This is a genomic window from Flavobacterium restrictum (assembly GCF_007097245.1).
Taxonomy (GTDB): Bacteria; Bacteroidota; Bacteroidia; order Flavobacteriales; family Flavobacteriaceae; genus Flavobacterium; species Flavobacterium restrictum.
Genome location: NZ_VJZT01000023.1, coordinates 1 through 19,792, shown reverse-complemented (window position 1 = coordinate 19,792; position 19,792 = coordinate 1). Strand labels below are relative to the sequence as shown.

Sequence of the window (19,792 nt, the reverse complement as noted above, 5' to 3'; positions counted from 1 at the left end):
TTTAGGACTTTTTTACTCTTCTCACATTTGCACCATAACATTTAAAAAACTTTAAAAATGGATGCAATTATCTTCACAAAAGACCAGTTCACGGATCTAATGAGCAAATTAGACACTATTCAATCTCAAATCGCTATCAAGGCAGACCCAAAGAAAGAAACGTTTCTTGACAATCAAGAATTTCTATTATTGATGAAAATTTCAAAACGTACAGCACAAACCTGGAGAGACGAAGGCAAAATTTCATTCAGTCAAGTTGGAAACAAAATCTATTACAAACTTTCTGATGTTGAAAAACTCCTTACAGAGCATTACAACAAATCGTTTAAAGGAAGATAGTATGAGCAGCTGCAACGGAACTTGTGAAGTTTGCGATTGCAAACTTCACACAAACGAGAACCAACAACCTGTCACCCAGAGCCTGTCGAAGGGCAACTATTAACCATTAAATTAAAGCTATGGTAACCATATTCAAGAATTTCAATGAGGTTGTAGAACACAAATCATTACTTACAATTTTAGAAGAAATTAAAACAGGAAAGTACAAGCCGGGCATTGTTTACTTGCGTAAATCTCTTACCGAAAACAAAACAGACGCATATAACAAAGCCAAAAAATCACTTCCTGCATTTACACCTTCAGCTAAATTTGTCGGTGGTCGTAAACTGGAATTTTTAGCAGAATACTCAAAATGTATCATTTTGGATATTGACAAACTGAATAAGAAAGATTTGCAAAATGCTTCGCATTTGGCCAACCAATCCGAATTCACTTTTGCAAGCTTCATTAGTCCATCAGGCAATGGATTAAAAATTCTTGTAAATATCAACTCCGATAAAGCCAATCACAAAGAAGCTTTTCTATTGGTACAAGCTCATTACGAAAGTATATTAAAACTCGATATAGACAAATCGGGCAAAGATGTAACTCGATTATGCTTTTATTCTTTCGATGAAAATTTATTTCTAAATGAAAATGCTAAAATCTTTGAAACGTTAGAAAAAGAAGTGTTTTTAGATGTAGTTATTCCAACTGAAATAATAGAAACAAAATTAGAACCATCAACAGATTACGAAACAATTTACAATCATTGCATAAAATTTACTGAAAAAAAAGTACAATTTGCGAATGGTAGTCGCAATGTATTTGTGCATCAATTAGCGTGTAATATGAACCGAAAAGCAGTACCGATGGATATTGCTTTGAATTTCATTCAAACCGATTTTAATTTTGATGATAAAGAAGTTTCACAAGCAGTAACAAGTGCCTACGGCAATATTTTAGAATTTGGTAAAACCGAAAAAGTAACCATTCCAAATGAAAAGCAAAACAAAAAAACGAGCAAGAATACTGACGATGAAGATGACGACGACGATGAAAAACCGAGAGTTACACAAATTGACAAACTCGAAAACTTTTTATCAGGAAAGTATGTTTTTCGCCATAACATAGTATCAGGTAAATTAGAGTTTCAATACTTTGGTGGCAAAAAATGGAACGTAATGAATGATTTTATAGAAAATTCAATGTTACGAGAATGTCTAAAAGCAAGAATAAAAACAAACCTTTCATCATTAAGAAACTTATTGTATTCTGATTTCTGTCAGCTCTTTAATCCATTTGAAGATTACTTTTACAATTTACCAAAATACGATGAGAAAACAGATTATATTTTTCAATTAGCCAATACAATAACAACAACAAAACAAGAACTTTGGCAGCAATGTTTTAAAAAATGGTTAGTTGCTATGGTCGGTTGTGTTCTTGATGATAAAGTAATAAATCATACGGTAATTGTATTTAGCGGTAAACAAGGATTAGGTAAAACAACGTGGGTTGAAAAACTCGTTCCCAAACAATTGAAAGAATATTTATTTTCTGGAACCATAAACCCAAACAACAAAGATACACTCGTTCAACTAGCGGAATGTATGTTAATCAACTTGGACGAATTAGAAAACTTAAACCGTTCCGAAATTGGATCACTCAAAGAAATCATCACAAAAACCCAAATCAGAATGAGAAAAGCCTACGGACATAACAACGAAACAATGCCCAGAAGGGCATCGTTTGCGGGAAGTGTCAATACTGCACAATTTTTGAACGATAGTACAGGAAGTAGAAGATTTCTTTGTTTTGAGTTGGAAGGCATAAAATACCAGCACGATGTAGATATTAATATGGCATTCTCACAAGCTTTGTTTCTTTTCAAAAGTGGTTTTAGATTTTGGTTTGACCAGGAGGAAATCAAAAACATAACAGCCAATAACGAACAATACCAATTGCATAGTCCAGAAGAAGAACTTTTACTAACTTGGTTTGAGCCTTGCCCAAAAGAAGAAGCAACTCTATTTTTAAACGCTTCACAAATAGCAGCCAAACTAGCGGACAGAACAAAACTAAACCTAAACGATGCTACAATTAACAAATTAGGAAAAGCATTAAAAAAACATAATTTTATAAAAATCAGCAAGAAAACAGGATATGTTTACGCAGTAAAAGAACTAACCTACGATGAAGTAGATAGTAAAAACAAAGAAGTTGAAACCGAGTAATAATCAACAAATCAAAAGATTTCAAAAAAGGGTGCTTAATGCACTCTTTTTTATTGCTTTGAATGGATAGGCAGGATAACCAAATTTCACCACAAACATATTTTATTTTTTTTGCATTGAAACTTTTGGGTAACATCAGAACATAGTAAAGCAGTAGGATGAATAGACAAGTATAGTTTACACTCAAACAGCCACTTAAATCAGTTTTTTATTTTATAAAAAAACATAAATATCTTTCTTACGTTTTTTGGTTATCCTGCCTATCCTTTTTCAAATTCACTCTTTTACATTACGTTGCTTTTTTGTAGGTTTGTAGATTATACGTTTTAATTGCTATCACAACATAACTGTAGCGTTTAATACAATAAGAATTATAAATTACGAATGCACTGCGTTCGCAATTCAAAAAAAGTAGATTTTTTATAATACAATAGTAGCATAAGTAATTATATGGCAGATAAAACCAATAGTTTATCAATTTCAGAAAGTGATTTATTCATTGAGTTATCACAACTTATTGAGCAAACCAAACAACAAGTAGCGGTTCAAGCAAATAGTGCTGTTACCATTTTGTTTTGGCAAGTTGGTAATCGCATCAATCAAGATATACTACAAAACAAACGTGCAGAATACGGAAAACAAATTGTACCAACACTGTCGGCACAATTGGAAAACAAATACGGTAGAAATTTTGAAGTGAAAAATCTACGCCGAATGATGCAATTTGCAAATCAATTTACCGATTTTGAAATTGTCGTGCCACTGGCACGACAATTGTCTTGGTCCCATTTTGTGGAACTATTGCCATTAAAAACAATCGAAGCAAAACTATTTTATGCACAAAACGCATCAAATAATTTATATGGGAAAAGAGAATTAAGAAGACAAATTGCCTTAAAAGCTTTTGAAAGAACAAACATCGCCGATGCCCAAATTATTGAATCAACACATATTCCATTCAATACATTCAAAGATCCTTACATTTTAGATTTATTTGGTTTGCAAAATACTTTTTTAGAAAAGGATTTAGAAGATGCTATTCTTCACGATTTAGAAACTTTTATACTGGAACTAGGTAAAGGTTTTACGTTTGTAGAACGCCAAAAACGAATGATTATTGACGGGGAAGATTTCAATTTAGATTTGCTTTTTTACCACCGAAAACTAAAACGATTAGTTGCCATAGAATTAAAATTAGGTAAATTCCAAGCCAAACACAAAGGACAAATGGAATTATACCTCAAATGGTTGGACAAATACGAAAAGCAAGAGGGAGAAAATACACCAATCGGTTTAATACTCTGTGCCGAAAGCAGCAGAGAACAAATTGAATTACTCGAAATGCACAAAGACGGAATAATGGTAGCCGAATATTGGACAGACTTACCACCAAAAAAGCAGTTTGAAGAAAAAATACATTTGCTGGTAGCAGAAGCCAAGGAAAGAATAGAAAGAAAGAAGTTGTTGTAGAAACAAGTTATAATATACGGATAAAAATATGGCTCTAAAAGAAGCTAAAGCAAGAATTAAAATAAACAAACTTCTCGAAGAAGCTAGTTGGCGTTTACTTGATGATGAAAATGGTCAGGCAAATGTGGTATTAGAAAACAATATAAAAATCACTCAAAGCTTCATTAATGATTTGGGTGAGGATTTCGATAAAACCAAAAACGGATTTATTGACTTCTTGTTATTAAACGAAAATGGATTTCCATTAATTGTTTTAGAAGCCAAAGCCGAAGATAAAAACCCATTGATTGGCAAAGAGCAAGCACGTAAATATGCCAAATCACAAAATTGTCGTTTCGTGATTTTGTCAAATGGAAACCTGCATTACTTTTGGGATTTAGAACGAGGAAATCCGAATATAATTACCAAATTCCCAACACCAAATTCAGTTGATGGATATAAAAATTTCACTCCAAATAAAGAAAAACTAATTAGTGAAAATGTAGAGAAGGATTATATTGCTTTAACGCAACAGCCATTTTATGCACAAGACCCAGATTTTCAAAATCTTGCATCACGATCTTTGTATTTTGAACGTACCAAAGTAAGATTAATGCGTGATTATCAACTCAAAGCGGTTAGATCAATTCAAAGTGCAGTATCGGAAAACAAAGACCGTTTCCTTTTTGAAATGGCAACAGGAACTGGTAAAACATTGACTTCTGCGGCGGTAATAAAACTATTTTTAAAAACGAGAAATGCAAGTCGTGTTTTGTTTTTAGTAGATAGAATTGAATTAGAAGACCAAGCCCAAAAAGCATTTGAAGATTATTTAAGACCAGATTATAAATCAGTAATTTATAAACAAAATAGAGACGATTGGCGTAAGGCAGAAATTGTGGTAACCACAATTCAATCGCTTCTATTTAATAACAAATACAAGCGTTTCTTTTCGCCAACCGATTTTGATTTAGTAATATCAGATGAAGCGCATCGTTCAATAGGCGGAAATGCTAGAGCAGTTTTCGAGTATTTCATTGGGTATAAATTAGGATTAACAGCTACTCCAAGAGATTATCTAAAAAAGTTTGATGAAGCTAAAAAAAATAAAGATCCAAGGGAATTTGAAAGAAGATTGCTATTAGATACCTATCGTACTTTTGGTTGCGAAGATGGTCAGCCAACCTATCGTTATACCTTGTTAGATGGTGTGAAAGAGGGTTTCTTAATCAATCCTAAAGTAATTGATGCAAGAACCGAAATCACTACACAATTACTTTCTGATGAAGGATATGCAGTGGTGCAACCTGACGAAGAAGGCAATGACGAAGAAACATCATTCTACCAAAGAGATTTTGAAAAGAAATTCTTTTCAGAAAGGACTAATGCAGTTTTTTGTAATTCCTTTTTAGAAAATGCAATGCGTGACCCAATTACAGGAGAAGTAGGTAAAACTATTGTTTTTGCGGTAAGTCAAAATCATGCTGCCAAGATTGCACAGCTATTAAATGAAATGGCGGATAAACTTTATCCTGGTAAATATAATTCTGATTTTGCAGTGCAAGTCACATCTTTAATACAAGATGCCCAACAAATGACCATCAATTTTACAAATAATAAATTAGGAGGTTCAGGAAATTTTAATCCCGAATACAAAACATCTAAAACCCGAGTTTGCGTTACGGTAGGAATGATGACAACAGGGTATGATTGTCCAGATATTCTAAATCTTTGTATGATGCGTCCTATTTTCTCTCCAACTGATTTTGTTCAGATAAAAGGAAGAGGAACACGTAAGCATAATTTTTCTCGTGACATCATTAACAAAGAACTAAAAGAAGATTTCAAAGACTGCGAAAAGAAAGAATATAAACTATTTGACTTCTTTGCTAATTGCGAGTATTTCGAGGAAAAGTTCAATTACGATGAAATTTTAAAATTACCAGCAAGGGGAACACAAGCAGGTCAAGATGGTGGTACAAATACCGTTGAAATCAGTACGTATGAAACTCAAGATCCTGATAAAATTTTAACTTTCAATGAGCAAATTATCGGATTAGAAGGAATGCGCATTGATCGTATGTTTTTCCAAAAGTTTGAAGACGAAGTCAAAGATAATCCAGTGGTGCAAGAAAACATCCGTGCCGGAAATTGGGATTTAGTATTAAATTATATCAATAACGAAATACTAAACAAACCTTCCGAATTTTACACGATCGAAAAATTACGCAAAGCAGCTAATGTTGACAGAAGATTGAGCTTGCGTGAGATTATCGAAAAGATTTACGGCATTATTCCATATTTCAAATCCAAAGATGAATTACTCGAAGAAGAGTTTGAAAAATTTATTTCAGATTACAAACCACAAGAAAAAGATGATGTTATTGCACTAAAATATTTCTTCAAAGCGTATGTAGTTGATAATAAAGTACGCGATATAATTGAAACAAAAAAATATACCGAATTGAATGTAAACCCAACATTCAATATCAATGATTACAAAGCAGTAAAGAAAGAATGGCGTGATATTATTCCCAATTATGTAAAAGATTATGTGTCGATTAATCGATTTATGTAACTCAAATTAAACAAACAAAATAGCAACAAATACAATGCTCGATAATACAACAAAAAACAGAATAAACACAGCTCGTGATATATTAGTTGGTAAAGTACCTGACCCAAAAAGTCAAGTAGAACAAATCACTATTGCGCTTATTTATAAGTTCATGGACGATATGGATTTAGAAGCAGAAGAACTCGGCGGCAATCCTTCTTTTTTTGTCGGAGAATACGAGAAATACGGTTGGAGAAAAATATTTGACCCAGCACTTGGCGGACATGAAATGTTAGGTTTATATGGCGATGCTATAACCAAAATGTCATTAAACCCAAACTTGCCACAACTGTTTCGTGATATATTCAAAAATGCCTATTTGCCCTATCGTGACCCGGAAACATTAAAATTATTCCTCAAAACCATCAATGAGTTTAGTTATGACCACAGCGAAATGCTTGGAGATGCGTTTGAATATTTATTATCGGTTTTAGGAAGTCAAGGCGATGCAGGACAGTTTAGAACCCCAAGACATATTATCGATTTTATTGTAAAATTAATAGACCCAAAAAAGACCGAAAGCATTTGCGACCCAGCATGTGGAACAGCAGGTTTTTTAATTTCATCCTACAAGCATATTGTGGACAAAAACACAAAAAAAGCTTCAGGCGATTTGCTTACACCAGACGACCGCAAGCGAATGATGGAAAACTTTGCAGGTTATGACATTTCTCCCGATATGGTTAGGTTGAGTTTAGTAAACATGTATTTGCACGGATTTACAACACCTCAAATATACGAATACGATAGTTTAACAGACGAAACACGTTGGAACGAATACTACGATGTATTTCTTGCCAACCCACCATTTATGACACCAAAAGGCGGTATTCGTCCTAGTAAAAAGTTCAGTATTGATGCCAAAAAAGCCGAAGTTTTGTTTACGGATTATATGGCAGAACATCTAACTACGGCAGGACGAGCAGGAATTATTGTGCCTAACGGTATTATTGCAACCACACAAACCGCTTACAAACAACTGCGTAAAATATTAGTAGAAAACAGTTTGATAGCTGTAATAAGTTTACCAGCAGGTGTATTTCAGCCCTACAGCGGAGTGAAAACTTCAATTTTAATTCTTGATAAGCAACTGGCTAAAAAAACAGATAACATTCTATTTTTAAAAATAGATAATGATGGTTTTGAATTAGGTGCACAGCGCCGTGAACACGATAAGAATGATTTGCCAAATGCCTTATTAACATTTGCAGAATATAAAAAAGCAATCATTTCGGGTAAAGATTTTGATATTGAAAATAATACAAATGTTACATTAGTCAAAAAGGAAATTATACTAGAAAATAAAGAAATCCTTTTAAGTGTAGATAGGTATATAGAATTTAAAGCTTCTCAAACAGAATTTGAAATCGTTAAAATTGGTGATGTTTTCAAAACGTCTTCAGGAGGAACACCTTTAAGAAGTAATTTAGAATTTTATAACAACGGAACCATTCCTTGGTTAAAAAGTGGTGAGGTAGCTCAAGGTTATATTTACAATTCAGAGGAATTTATAACAGAAAAAGGATTAAAAAACTCATCAGCAAAGTTATTCCCTGTAAATTCAGTTTTAGTAGCTATGTATGGCGCAACTGCTGGACAAGTTGGTATTTTAAAATTTGAAGCAACTACCAATCAGGCAGTTTGTGCTATATATCCGAACGAAAAAGTGTTGCCAGAATATTTGTATAACATTCTAAAACAACAAACTGCAAAATTTGTGTCATTATCTGGTGGTGGCGGACAGCCGAATATATCCCAACAAATTATCAAAGATTTCGAAATTCCATTGCCACCATTAGATATTCAACAACAAATAGTAGATGAAATTAATGGGTATCAAAAAATTATTGATGGAGCAAAACAAGTAGTCAATAATTACAAGCCAACTATAGCTGTAAAACCGGAATGGGAAATGGTAGAGTTGGGTGATGTTTGTGAAAAAATAACGGATGGTACTCATCAAACCCCAACATACTTTGAAAAAGGAGTTGTTTTTCTTTCATCAAAAAATGTCACTAGTGGAAAAATAGATTGGAATAACATAAAATATATTGATGAGAACCAACATTTGCAGATGCAAAAACGGGTTTCACCACAATTAAATGATGTACTTTTAGCTAAAAACGGAACAACTGGAGTTGCTGCAATAGTCGACAAAGAGCTTTCATTTGATATATATGTTAGTTTGGCACTGTTAAGACCTACAAAGAAACTTATACCTAAATATTTACTTCATTGTATCAATTCTACAAATTGCAAAAAACAATTTGATGAAAGATTAAAAGGTGTTGGTGTTCAAAACCTCCATTTAAAAGAGATTAAAGAAGTTATTATTCCAGTTCCTTCAATCAGTGATCAAATACGAATAGTTGAAAAAATTGAAGAAGAGCAAGAATTAGTTAATGCTAACAAAAAACTTATCTCTTTGTTCGAACAAAAAATAAAAAATAAGATTGATGCAGTTTGGGGTGTCAAGGAAGAAGTTGCAACATTAGATACTTTGTTTGAAGCAACAAACTATGATTTGTATTTAGCCTTGATGCAAAAACAAATTGAAAAAAAGTTAAATCTTAATTATGGTGAAGTGGCTGCCCAAAAAACAGTTTTTCACATTACTACTTTCACAGACTTTAAGTTTGCTTATCCTTTCAAAAATTCTAATTATGGCACTTATTCCTATCAGTTAAAAGAAGATTTAGCTAAAAATCCCTATTTAACAAAAATAGCAAGAGGAAATGGAGAAGTATTTGCAATTCAACCAGCCAAAGAAAAAGAAGTTTTAGAAGCATTAAATAATCCCGAAAATAAAGATTTTGTAGCAGCTATAAATCAAGTTTTAAAAATATACAACCATCCATTTATCAATAAGGAAACCGAGAAAATAGAATTACTTAACACGGTTTCCAAAATGATATTAGACTTACAGACTATAGATTTAGAAATTATTTATAAGGGAATGCAAAAATGGGAAATCAATCAAAACGAATATAAAACCAAAGCAGATAAATTTAACAAGTTTAATACTAATAGGATGATTGAAATAATTGTTGGTTTGAAATTAACAGATAAATTATTAAAAGGTTAATGTGAAAATTAATCTAGCTTAAATATGGATCAAAATAAATTATTAGAATGTATAGAATTTTTTAGTAAACTAAAAGTTATTGAGAGAGACATTACAACCGAGGAAGAACTTAAAAACAATCAAAAAGTTGTCATTGTAGATTATTTTTTTAATGATATAAAACACACAACAAACAAGCTATATTATAAAAACATTCTCAACCAAAATGCAGTTAAAAATCCTAAAAATATTGTAAAATATTTTGGTGATGATGTTTATTGGTTAGATATTGATGTGCATGATTGGGCAAAAGGAAGTGGAGAAGCAGAATTAGAAAAAATAATTATTGACGACATAGCTCCAGAAAATGATCTTGATTTCAAAGTGCTTTTAAAAAAGGTTGCAAACAATAATAAAACTGGTTTTTTGCAATTAATAACTGCTGATGGTAAACCAGGGCAATACCATCATAACTTTGAAAACAACAATCACTGGCATGATATTATTACTTTGATAAAAGAAGTAATTAAAAATAAAGGTAAAAAAATACCCAAGCAGTTTTTTTCAAGATTAGTTTTCAGATGGGATGGCGATAAAAACACTGTAAGAGAAAGGTCATCTTTAGCAAGAGAAGTAGAGCACAAAGGAAGAGCTTTTATCGATGAATTATATAGCAACATAAATTCAATTCAAACACAACTTTCAAAAATGGAATTATCTAAAATACTTTTAAACAAAAAACAAATCATACTTCAAGGTCCACCGGGTACGGGTAAAACATATACTGCAGAAAAATTAGCAAAAGAGTTAGTAGCATTTAATGATAAAGAGGAGTTAAATGATGATTTTGTAAAAAACATGTTGAATGAAGATGATAGCATAGAGAGTATTGCAAATAATGGTCGTACAGAATATAAAATAAAAAATATTTCAAATAAAGACTGCGAATTCTACAATAATACAACAGGATACAAGATAACTTACAATTCTATAATAATCAGTATCAAGGACAAATTATGGGAATCTAATGACCGCACAAATGGTACTTATCCATATACAGATGCAATTGCTAAATATGTTTACAATAAAATTATAAAAAAGGAACAAAAACTTGACGAGAATATAAAACTCATACAGTTTCATCCTGCCTATTCTTATGAAGATTTTGTTAGAGGAATTACTGCAAAAAGCAAAGATGGTGTTATTGAGTACATTACTGAAAATAAAATTTTAGCCAAGTTTGCAAAAAAAGCATTAAAAAACTTTAACGATAGCAACAAGGAACAAATAGAAGTTTCTAAAGAAAAATGGGTGGCTGAACAGTTTGAAAAATTTATTGATTTCATCTCTGATGAAATGGAAAAAAATGAAAAAATAGAAATAACAAAGTCAGTAAACATTATCAAACTAGACGAAGATGCTTTTAGATATAAAGGTTTAGTTGGTTGGTCTGAAAACGGAAACAGAATGCTTTTTGAAGATATAAAGCAAGCATATTTGGATGGAAACAATGATAGACAAGATGTAAAACACAATCAAAACTTATCTGGTTTAGCGCATCATCATGCCAGTTATTATATTAGACTTCTCGATTTATTTAAAAATTTTTTAAAGGATAATAAATTGGATTTTGTTGCGAACATTTCGGAAAAAGAAGAACTAAAAAATTATGTTTTAATAATTGATGAAATCAATAGAGCCAATCTTCCTGCTGTTCTAGGTGAATTAATTTACGCTTTAGAATATCGTGGTAAAAAAGTAGAAAGCATGTATGAAATTGACGGAGAAAATTCATTGATTATTCCACCAAATTTATATATAATTGGAACTATGAATACCGCAGACAGAAGTGTAGGACATATTGATTATGCCATTAGAAGACGTTTTGCCTTTGTAGACATTTTACCTAATGCAGAAGTAATAATAAACCCAAGTTCTAAAGCATTATTTGAGGAAATTAGTAAGCTATTTTATAGCAAAGACACACTAGCTTCTGATTTTAAAGCAGCTCAAGTTCAATTAGGGCATAGTTATTTCATGGTAAAAGATGATGCGGAATTGCAACTAAAAGCCAAGTATGAAATAGTTCCAATTTTAGAGGAATACCTCAAAGACGGTATTCTATTAGAGAAAGCAGAGAAAACAATTTTAGAATTAAAAGAAAGATTTGACAACTAATCTATTAGAATATTGGGAGCATTATGATAATGCTTTAGACATTACACACCAACAGCTTTTAAATGGTCTTGCTTACAACTATGACTTTTCAAAACCTAGAGGTGCTATTTCTTGCTATTCAATTGTTAAAAAAAACGAACAATACCATTTAAGTACATCCTATTGTATTGGTGTGGATTGGTTAGATGATAAATCAGCCATATACATTGCTCCAAAACTAAATTCAAAGAGCGCTAATGAAGAAATAAATTTAGAAGAAGTAGATTACATAAAAATGCTTTTTTCTTCTTTAAAGTACCTAGAAACTTCAAACGAAATGAATGATTTGTTTGAAATAAAGTGGAACAAACCAGAAATAGAGATTAATCAAGTCAAAGATTTACTAACACCATTATTGGTAATTCAATATTTAAGTTTAGTAAAAACAATAGTTCGTAAAGGATTAAAAAAATCCTACTATAAAGTTGAACACAATTTGAATAGCAGGGTAAAAGGAAAGGTTCTAGTAGGTAAAACTATCAAACAAAACATCGTAAAAAATAAGCAATTATTTACCTATTGCAATTATGATGAGTTTGGAGTAAATGGTTTAGAAAATCGTTTGCTAAAAAAAGCATTAGTTTTTGTAAAACGGTATTTACCAACTTTCGACAAACTAAATCATAATGATTTCACAACAGATTTATTCAACTATATAACTCCAGCTTTCGAGAACATTTCCGAAGTTGTGGAACTGAATGAGATAAAACATTCAAAAACAAATGCTTTTTACAAAGAATATGCAGAAGCAACTCGATTAGCAAAACTCATAATAAAACGTTTTGGTTATAACATTTCAAATACCGAAAAGAACACCATTTCAACACCACCATTTTGGATTGACATGAGCAAATTGTTTGAGTTGTATGTGTTAGGTTTATTAAAAAAAGAGTTCCCAAAACACAATGAATTACAATTTCAGTTCATTTGTAAAGGACATGAATTAGATTACTTACTAAATTCAGGAAAATATAAAATGATAATCGATGCTAAATACAAGCCACAATACAGATATACAGGAATTAGCAGAGAAGATTTTAGACAAATAAGCGGGTATGCTAGATTAAAAAAAGTGTATAAAGCTTTAGAAAAAAATCATGATGAAAATATTGATTGCTTAATAATCTATCCTGATTTAAACAAAACAGAAAATGATTTTAGTGATTTAACTTCAGTTGAAAAGAGTATTAAAAAGTATGTTAGGTTTTATAAGATTGGAGTAAACATACCATTAATTCCATCTAAAATATCATAATACAAAAATGCATAGATTTACAATAACTAGAAAGGTGTTTATTTAGATTTTGGTATTATAGAAAATTAGAATAATCATTATCTCATTCAGCTGCACAAAATCCTCGTTTAGTCCAAGTATTCCTTAACTCACATCTTTGCTTGCTTCATTTCGCTAATTTTATTTTCAATAGCGAGAATGATTTTTTTCATTTGTTGCTATAAAAGACTTTTTACAATTCAGAAGCCACTCATTTGCCAAAGCTCCAAAAAAAGTGTGTTTAGCTTTATTTTTTGTCGCAATTATATACAATATTTGCGACAAAAAAACAAGAATACAACATTATAAGTAATTAAATATAAAGAGTTAGTATAAATACTAAAAGCCAATAGGGTTTCGCTTTTTTTGTTACTGATTTAATTGATTTTGGTACTTCAAGAAAGAGTAATAAAACACTAAAAAATTGAGCTTACAAAATAGAACTATAATGGGTCAATGTTAATATTTTTTATAATTCAGCATCACATAACACTAAATTCACTAATTTTGCATAGTGAACAAATCAGTAAACATAGCAACAATTTTTCCCAAACACTTGTTTTGGGATATGGATCATAGTAAACTTAATCTATCTAAAGATAAGGCTATTATAATCCCAAGGGCTTTGTTTGCAACAACTCCAGAAACATTTGAAACAGATATTCTAAAATTAGAAGAACTTTATTCTACTAAAGATATTGTTAAATACTTAAAAGCAACAACAGAGAATATAAGTAACAAAGTGTGTGTAAGTGTTTCAAAAAGATACAAGGTAAAACCATTTCTTCGTTTTTCGCTTTAATTTATGAAGGCAGTTACTCCAGCAATAATTAAAGCAATCATTGAATTACAGGCATTACCAACAGTTTCAAAATTTACTTTAGGTGGTGGTACAAATCTAGCACTACAATTCAATCATAGAATTTCAGATGATATTGATTTCTTTTGTAATGAGATAATTGGTAAAGAAGGATTTAAAAACATCGAAAACGAAGTTAAAAATCACTTTGGAAACAAAGCAAAAAGCTTTGATGATCCTTGTGATATAAACGACCAATATTGTTTCCTACGTTTCTTTCTTGATTTAGAAGACAAAACAACTATAAAAGTTGAGTTACTTCAAAATATGAAGAAGTTATTTGATGTAGAAGTTAATCAAGGGATAAGTTTGCTTTCAAAAAAAGACATTGGTTTGTTCAAATTAATCAGCACATCAAACCGTTCTACCAAGAAAGATATTTACGATTTAGATTTTATAACAGATACTGTTTCATTAATCGATTTATACGAATATTTAAAAGTTAAAACACTTAAATTCAATAAAGAAGAGCATAAAACAATATTTGATTTAAGCAAAAACAAAACACTTATTGACAATCCAGAATTACTATTAAAATTTGATGATAATTCCGATTATTCAAAGTTTCCATCACACACAAACGATACCATACAAATTATCGAAGGAAGCAAATCGTGGATTGAAGCAAAAATAAGTTGGCGTTCTAAAGTTAGAAAGCTATACAACCATTTAGGCAAAGATTTTCCTGGACCAAAAGGGATAAAAATCAAATAAGCCATTATCTCATATTGAATCTGAAACAACTGCTAGTAACGGTGGTTTTGCGCTATTGGGGTACTAGTGTAAACTAGAATGTTTGTCTTGTTTTTGTACTCTTTAGTGTAGCTGAAAGTTTATGGCTCTTTAATCCCCAACAGACGCAAAGCCAGCCGTTACTAGCAATTGTAAACCTCCGCAACAACATTTTCGGTAAATACAACTTTTATCTTTCCGCAGAACTTCTTCCGAAACCAAGCAGACGCTGACCATTGGAACGCATAAAAAGAAATAGGAAGTATTTTCATATTGACATTGTGAGTATAAAAATTGCTTTAAGAGTTTATTGTTTTTTTTGTTTAAAGCAATTTTCTATACACACAATCCCAATAGTGCCAGTAAGAGTATTCTTTTTTATTTGCCAGAAGCATCAAGATTATTGGCTTTCCGTCTGCTTGATACCTAGCGTTTTCATAACAAACATAATAGTAACATTAGCGTTTTATCTTTCTATTGACTAATTGGCATCAAGCAGCCAAGAAAACCAATCACAACGTTCACGGTAAGCAAATAAAAAAGAATACCCTTACTTTGAGCTTCTGCCAACGCACTAGGAAAGTATTTGTATTGCTTTTGTGAGTTTATAAAATTGCTTATCAAGTTTAGTGGAATTACGGATTAAGCAATTTTATAAACCCACAAAAACAAAAAAAAACCACAAGAGTATAGTTTTTTATTTGCCAGAAACACAAAATAAAATTCAACATCTGAATAAGCAAATAAAAAACTACACACTTGCTTCGCTACTGCCAGCGCACTAGGTCAGTTCAGTTGGGGAAATCTTCCATTTCCCCAAACCCCATAGGATGCAATTTTTTTCAAACGAATGCCCACAGCATCCGATTTCAAAAGGACGAATCCGTTAGGGCATTCGTTTAAAAAAAACAGCTCAAATTGAAGTCTTATCGGAATGTTCAGTGATGAATTTGAAGTTATGGGCTTACTTGGATTTCTTTTTTTGATAAACCAATACGATTTTGATTGACAAATGAAAGCTACATAAGCAATACATAAGTGCAATATGAACCACCCACTTAAATAAAACGAAGAAAAGCAAAGCAAAAGACCAATTGAAACTGACAAAAACAAAAAAAGCTCCGAAATTCGGAGCTTAAAAGGTGGTTTTTAACCGTTTTTAAGGGTTTGTTTTGGGTTCTTCTTCCGATTTTACAGCAGTTTGGGAAACTACCGAAATAATACTACCGCCAAGAACCAAATATCCAGCAGCCGAAACCAATCCAACAGGCAAGGCAACAGGCGAGGCGATTATAACACCGCCAACAGATGCCAAAGCAATTCCGACAGTGCGAAGAATTTTAAACCATTTTGGAGTTGGAGCATTAACTCTTTCAACTAAATTTAATTTTTTATTTTTCATAATCTTGATTTTTTAAGATTGTTAATTCAATAGTTTGTACTCTTTTTTCTAAATATTCTACTTTCTGGTTAAGTAAATCGTTACCACTTTTAAACTCGGTTTTGATGATTAAAGCCATCGTTTTTACTTCTACCAAATCTTTTTCCATACTCTTGAAATCGGTGTGTAATTGCTTGATAAAATAAGCCACAATCGAAAGTAATAATGTGATAAGAGTTCCAAAAAGTGTTGCGATGATGTTTATATTTTCCATTTTTAGAACTTTTTAGAATTGAAAATTATTTTCAATAATTATTTTGTTGTTTTCAATTTTTGTTAGTGCAGCCAATTTTGGATAAATCATTTTGTAAGCTGCAACACTTTGCGAAACTTGGAAATTTCCATCAACAAATTGAAAACCAAAACCACAAAGAGGACAACCGGCAGTTTCTTTTATGGTGTTTCCAGTATGGATATAAACAAAATTGAAATTTGGTAATCCAGTAATTTCAATCATTCCTTCGTGAAGCTTTCCGAAAGCTTTTTTATAATCCACATTTTTAGCTCCGTGTGTATTCAATTTCAATGAAAATGTACCATTTGGAATAGCCGTTTCAGATGGAATTTTAACGGCTCTTATTTTATCTTCTAGTAAATAACATTGAAAAATTCCGTTAATGTATAACTGGCTCAATGTACTTTCTTTGCCTTGTGCAACTCTTATTATTTTAGTTTCCATAATTAGGATAGATTGGTTTTAAAACAAAAAATCCCTCGAAACATTCGAGGGATTTTCTGAAAAGATTACTAAAAAGCTTCCTCGATTTTTAAGCAGTTACCACTTGCAAAAAGATAAAAATTTGCTCCTACTTGCTGGTAGAACTCAATTCCGATACATTGCAATACTGAAGTATTTACAGATGGAATTGCTCCACCAGGTAAAGTTGCAGTTATTGTTGTATCTGGAACAATTCCATACAAATCCAAAAAACCTGAATATTGAATGTCATTTACTTCATTCAAAACTGGATCCATCGGCTCATAGCTATTAGTGGTTACATTGTACTCAAAATCACTAACAACAGTTAAAGCATTAATCAATCTAAAGTGAGTTGCACCAGAAGGAGCATTTACCAAATTAGCAGGATTAAACGTTAGAACTACCAAGTCGGCAGTTTCTCTATCAACTCCTTGAGCTAATGAATAAGGAGCATTGAAAATACCATTAAAAGAAATGTTTTTGTCAAACTCAAAACCTTTAAGATAATTTCTTTGTGAAGTGATTTCAATTTTTCTGTAACCTCTGGCTTCGGTTTGATCTTCCAAATTGATTTTTTTCATAATTGAAGTTAAACGCCCAGTAACTTGACTGTCTGACATTTGTTTCATCAATTGAGATAAACCAGTACGAACTGATTTACCAGCTTTAGCGCTAGCGCCAAACTCATTCATATTTTCCCGAGTTCTTTCGAATTCAGGAGCCGTTTTTACTTGGTCACCAGTTGGTCCACCGACCATACCTGCAAAGTAACCTTCTTGTCCTTTAATTTTGAAGTGTCGAACATCACCGAGAGTTCCTACATACTTCAAAACGCCTTTCTGTCTTGCCATCTTTTAAAGATTTAAGTTGTTAATAATAAGATTAAATTCATAAGACAAATTTCAATCATTATCTTTGAATATCAATAACTTAAAATACTGTAAATCAATGCAATATAACGCAAAAGCACCGTACATAGTGGAAACTCATTGGCAAATTGAAGAAGTCCTTGACGGAGATAGCATAATCATTTGCAATCGTTTCACTCAAATGAAAAAAGAAATCCGCCATTATGGTTTAGATGCACCAGAAGTAAAGTTAAATAGGAAAATGAAAGAGGACGAGGAGAAAAGCAGTTTACCTGCCCAATTATTGCTTCAATTTGGTTTACAATCCTTACACTTCGTTTTGTCGGTTGCACCGCCAAAAACAGTTGTAACTATCGTTACAGAACAGGAGAATTATTATGACTACTGGAACAGGCAATTGGGATATGTGATTTTGCCAAGTGGGGAATGTTTAAATGATTTGCTTTTGCAAAATGGTTATGCAAAAGCAACCCATAATTATTATTGTGGAAGATTAGCGGAATACCGAGTAATGAACCGCCAAGCGCAGCTTAAAAGTCTTGGTATTTATAGCTTTGTAAAAAGTTTTTGATTTGTTGTACTTATGTTGTACTAAATGAATTTTAATTTTCGTGAGTGCCAATAAAATATATACTTCACAGGTGTAATAAGACTAAACCGCTGTTAGGCGTTCGTTTTTTTATTTATTTTAATTTTTCTAATATTTTTACTGTTTCTTCTGTCCCTGTTTTTTTACAATTTTCTTGATAACTTAAACTTGTATCCAAGCCAAATTTAGACATAATTTCTTTTCTCAACACTTGATTTTTTGGATTTCTTAAGTCAAATTCTGTTTTATAGTAAGGCTCACGATTAAAATCAAAAATGTTGTTATTCTTTATTGTTTCTACTAAATCAACTTTCCAATAGTGTGTGCTAAATCCACAAGAGTAATAACCGTAAGGATTTTGCATAAATCTTGAAGGACTATTTTCTGGTAAAAATATATTTTCTCCATTAATATACATATTGAATTTAGAAGTTGGTAGTTCTTTGTGAATTAAACCCCATTGAAGAAAGACATTTGTACTACCATAATTTATGCTTTTACCATAAGACATTGGATATTCAAATTCGTTTTCCTCAAGTTTTTTATAACCAATTATTTCATATTCTCCATAATGTAAATGATTGTCCATCATAAAATCTGACGGCAACGCCGTTAGATTTTCTAATATTTTGATATCAATCTTTTTTTCTGTCGAGATAAATGGATATAATATTACTAAAATTGGTGTTCCCATTAATAAATTTAAACCGTGGTTTTTTTCTAATAAATTACTTTTTCTCAATTTATTTATGTCAAGTAAAATTCTCCCAAAACCATAATTCATTCTATCAATTTTGTATGCAAAAAAATCACCCGATTTATATTTTATATTTTTCTTTTTAGCATTTTTGAAAGCGTTAATTTGTTCAATATGATGTTCATCCGAGTTTTTTATAAAATCATCAACCCAAAAATCCAATTTGTTTTCTGGTTTTTGTTTTTTGTCTTCCCAATAACTTGAATAAAAAGTTGTTTTAGTCGTGTGATTTCCAATTAATAAATATCCGAAGTTATTTAATGAGAAATATACGCCAATTGGAGTTTTTGTTGATAGAACAGATGCAGTCAGTTTTTGTTCTTTTCCTTTAGTTGTTTTTGGCAATATGATTTCTCTGTTTTTTGTCAGTTCGTCATATTGGTATTCTACATATTGAGTTGAGTTTGAAATTATATGTTTTTTTATTGTATTATCTTCAAAATACAAAATGCTCGGTTCACTATAAGTATCGCCTTTTAATATTACTTTTTCCCAATTTGGTTTTACTTTTTCAAGTCCAAAATATTCTCTTTCTTTATTTGATAATTCAAAATTCATTCTTCTTCGGATTTTTTTCGGGTAAAATGACGCCTAACGTCCCCGCGCTACAAGCAGTTTGGGACTAAATTAAGCCCATTCTTCGGATTTGCCAAATCTTCCAAATACAAAC

15 protein-coding genes are annotated in these 19,792 nt (G+C 31.4%); 10 read left to right on the top strand and 5 right to left on the bottom strand.

Annotation, left to right across the window (positions count from 1 at the left end; translation table 11 throughout):
• Positions 1-57 precede the first annotated feature (57 nt).
• The 9 genes from FNW21_RS15045 (at position 58) to FNW21_RS15005 (ending at position 14,748) form a co-directional block, all read left to right on the top strand.
• Positions 58-339 carry a helix-turn-helix domain-containing protein gene (locus FNW21_RS15045; protein ID WP_144257576.1) on the top strand — a complete coding sequence of 94 codons (282 nt, stop codon included), beginning with the start codon at positions 58-60 and terminating at the stop codon, positions 337-339.
• Between the two features lie 119 nt (positions 340-458).
• Complete coding sequence (locus FNW21_RS15040; protein WP_144257575.1) at positions 459-2,555, top strand: VapE domain-containing protein; 2,097 nt, start codon at positions 459-461, stop codon at positions 2,553-2,555.
• 450 nt (positions 2,556-3,005) lie between these two features.
• Positions 3,006-4,025 carry a PDDEXK nuclease domain-containing protein gene (locus tag FNW21_RS15035; RefSeq protein ID WP_144257574.1) on the top strand — a complete coding sequence of 340 codons (1,020 nt, stop codon included), beginning with the start codon at positions 3,006-3,008 and terminating at the stop codon, positions 4,023-4,025.
• A 28-nt stretch (positions 4,026-4,053) separates the two neighbouring features.
• On the top strand, positions 4,054-6,582 hold the full coding sequence (locus FNW21_RS15030; RefSeq protein WP_144257573.1) for a DEAD/DEAH box helicase family protein: 2,529 nt from the start codon (positions 4,054-4,056) through the stop codon (positions 6,580-6,582).
• 34 nt (positions 6,583-6,616) lie between these two features.
• Entirely contained in the window at positions 6,617-9,706 is a 3,090-nt protein-coding gene (locus FNW21_RS15025; protein ID WP_144257572.1) for an N-6 DNA methylase, read from the top strand.
• Between the two features lie 24 nt (positions 9,707-9,730).
• Positions 9,731-11,863: an AAA family ATPase gene (locus FNW21_RS16460; protein ID WP_235889649.1), complete on the top strand. Its 2,133-nt coding sequence runs from the start codon at positions 9,731-9,733 to the stop codon at positions 11,861-11,863.
• A complete protein-coding gene (locus FNW21_RS15015; protein WP_144257571.1) occupies positions 11,853-13,157 on the top strand; it encodes a 5-methylcytosine restriction system specificity protein McrC in 1,305 nt (434 codons plus the stop codon). Before FNW21_RS16460 ends, FNW21_RS15015 begins: the two co-directional genes overlap by 11 nt.
• A gap of 532 nt (positions 13,158-13,689) precedes the next feature.
• Complete coding sequence (locus tag FNW21_RS15010) at positions 13,690-13,977, top strand: DUF6922 domain-containing protein (protein ID WP_144257570.1); 288 nt, start codon at positions 13,690-13,692, stop codon at positions 13,975-13,977.
• Positions 13,978-13,980: 3 nt separating this feature from the next.
• Positions 13,981-14,748, top strand: a complete 768-nt coding sequence (locus FNW21_RS15005) for a nucleotidyl transferase AbiEii/AbiGii toxin family protein (RefSeq protein WP_144257569.1) — start codon at positions 13,981-13,983, stop codon at positions 14,746-14,748.
• Positions 14,749-15,925: 1,177 nt separating this feature from the next.
• Here the strand turns inward: FNW21_RS15005 and FNW21_RS15000 are convergent.
• From FNW21_RS15000 to FNW21_RS14985, 4 genes are all read right to left on the bottom strand, one after another.
• On the bottom strand, positions 15,926-16,168 hold the full coding sequence (locus FNW21_RS15000; protein ID WP_144257568.1) for a hypothetical protein: 243 nt from the start codon (positions 16,166-16,168) through the stop codon (positions 15,926-15,928).
• Positions 16,158-16,421, bottom strand: a complete 264-nt coding sequence (locus FNW21_RS14995) for a hypothetical protein (protein ID WP_144257567.1) — start codon at positions 16,419-16,421, stop codon at positions 16,158-16,160. The genes FNW21_RS15000 and FNW21_RS14995 overlap by 11 nt, the downstream gene beginning before the upstream one ends.
• A gap of 12 nt (positions 16,422-16,433) precedes the next feature.
• Positions 16,434-16,886 (bottom strand): DUF5675 family protein, encoded by a 453-nt coding sequence (locus tag FNW21_RS14990; protein ID WP_144257566.1) that lies wholly within the window; start codon positions 16,884-16,886, stop codon positions 16,434-16,436.
• 68 nt (positions 16,887-16,954) lie between these two features.
• The gene (locus FNW21_RS14985) at positions 16,955-17,758 is read right to left on the bottom strand and encodes a hypothetical protein (protein WP_144257565.1); all 804 of its coding nucleotides are present in this window, start codon (positions 17,756-17,758) and stop codon (positions 16,955-16,957) included.
• Positions 17,759-17,855: 97 nt separating this feature from the next.
• On the opposite strand from FNW21_RS14985, the gene FNW21_RS14980 reads away from it, so the two are divergent.
• Positions 17,856-18,347, top strand: a complete 492-nt coding sequence (locus FNW21_RS14980; RefSeq protein ID WP_144257564.1) for a thermonuclease family protein — start codon at positions 17,856-17,858, stop codon at positions 18,345-18,347.
• A gap of 112 nt (positions 18,348-18,459) precedes the next feature.
• Here the strand turns inward: FNW21_RS14980 and FNW21_RS14975 are convergent, their stop codons facing one another.
• Positions 18,460-19,680, bottom strand: coding sequence for an immunity 26/phosphotriesterase HocA family protein (locus FNW21_RS14975; RefSeq protein WP_144257563.1), 1,221 nt, complete (start codon positions 19,678-19,680; stop codon positions 18,460-18,462).
• Between the last annotated feature and the right edge of the window lie 112 nt (positions 19,681-19,792).

Bases quoted from the DNA above. Each gene is read 5' to 3' on its own strand.
- FNW21_RS15045 (WP_144257576.1), top strand. From the start codon at position 58: ATGGATGCAATTATCTTCACAAAAGACCAGTTCACGGATCTAATGAGC.
- FNW21_RS15040 (WP_144257575.1), top strand. From the start codon at position 459: ATGGTAACCATATTCAAGAATTTCAATGAGGTTGTAGAACACAAATCA.
- FNW21_RS15035 (WP_144257574.1), top strand. From the start codon at position 3,006: ATGGCAGATAAAACCAATAGTTTATCAATTTCAGAAAGTGATTTATTC.
- FNW21_RS15030 (WP_144257573.1), top strand. From the start codon at position 4,054: ATGGCTCTAAAAGAAGCTAAAGCAAGAATTAAAATAAACAAACTTCTC.
- FNW21_RS15025 (WP_144257572.1), top strand. From the start codon at position 6,617: ATGCTCGATAATACAACAAAAAACAGAATAAACACAGCTCGTGATATA.
- FNW21_RS16460 (WP_235889649.1), top strand. From the start codon at position 9,731: ATGGATCAAAATAAATTATTAGAATGTATAGAATTTTTTAGTAAACTA.
- FNW21_RS15005 (WP_144257569.1), top strand. From the start codon at position 13,981: ATGAAGGCAGTTACTCCAGCAATAATTAAAGCAATCATTGAATTACAG.
- FNW21_RS15000 (WP_144257568.1), bottom strand. From the start codon at position 16,168: ATGAAAAATAAAAAATTAAATTTAGTTGAAAGAGTTAATGCTCCAACT.
- FNW21_RS14995 (WP_144257567.1), bottom strand. From the start codon at position 16,421: ATGGAAAATATAAACATCATCGCAACACTTTTTGGAACTCTTATCACA.
- FNW21_RS14990 (WP_144257566.1), bottom strand. From the start codon at position 16,886: ATGGAAACTAAAATAATAAGAGTTGCACAAGGCAAAGAAAGTACATTG.
- FNW21_RS14985 (WP_144257565.1), bottom strand. From the start codon at position 17,758: ATGGCAAGACAGAAAGGCGTTTTGAAGTATGTAGGAACTCTCGGTGAT.
- FNW21_RS14980 (WP_144257564.1), top strand. From the start codon at position 17,856: ATGCAATATAACGCAAAAGCACCGTACATAGTGGAAACTCATTGGCAA.
- FNW21_RS14975 (WP_144257563.1), bottom strand. From the start codon at position 19,680: ATGAATTTTGAATTATCAAATAAAGAAAGAGAATATTTTGGACTTGAA.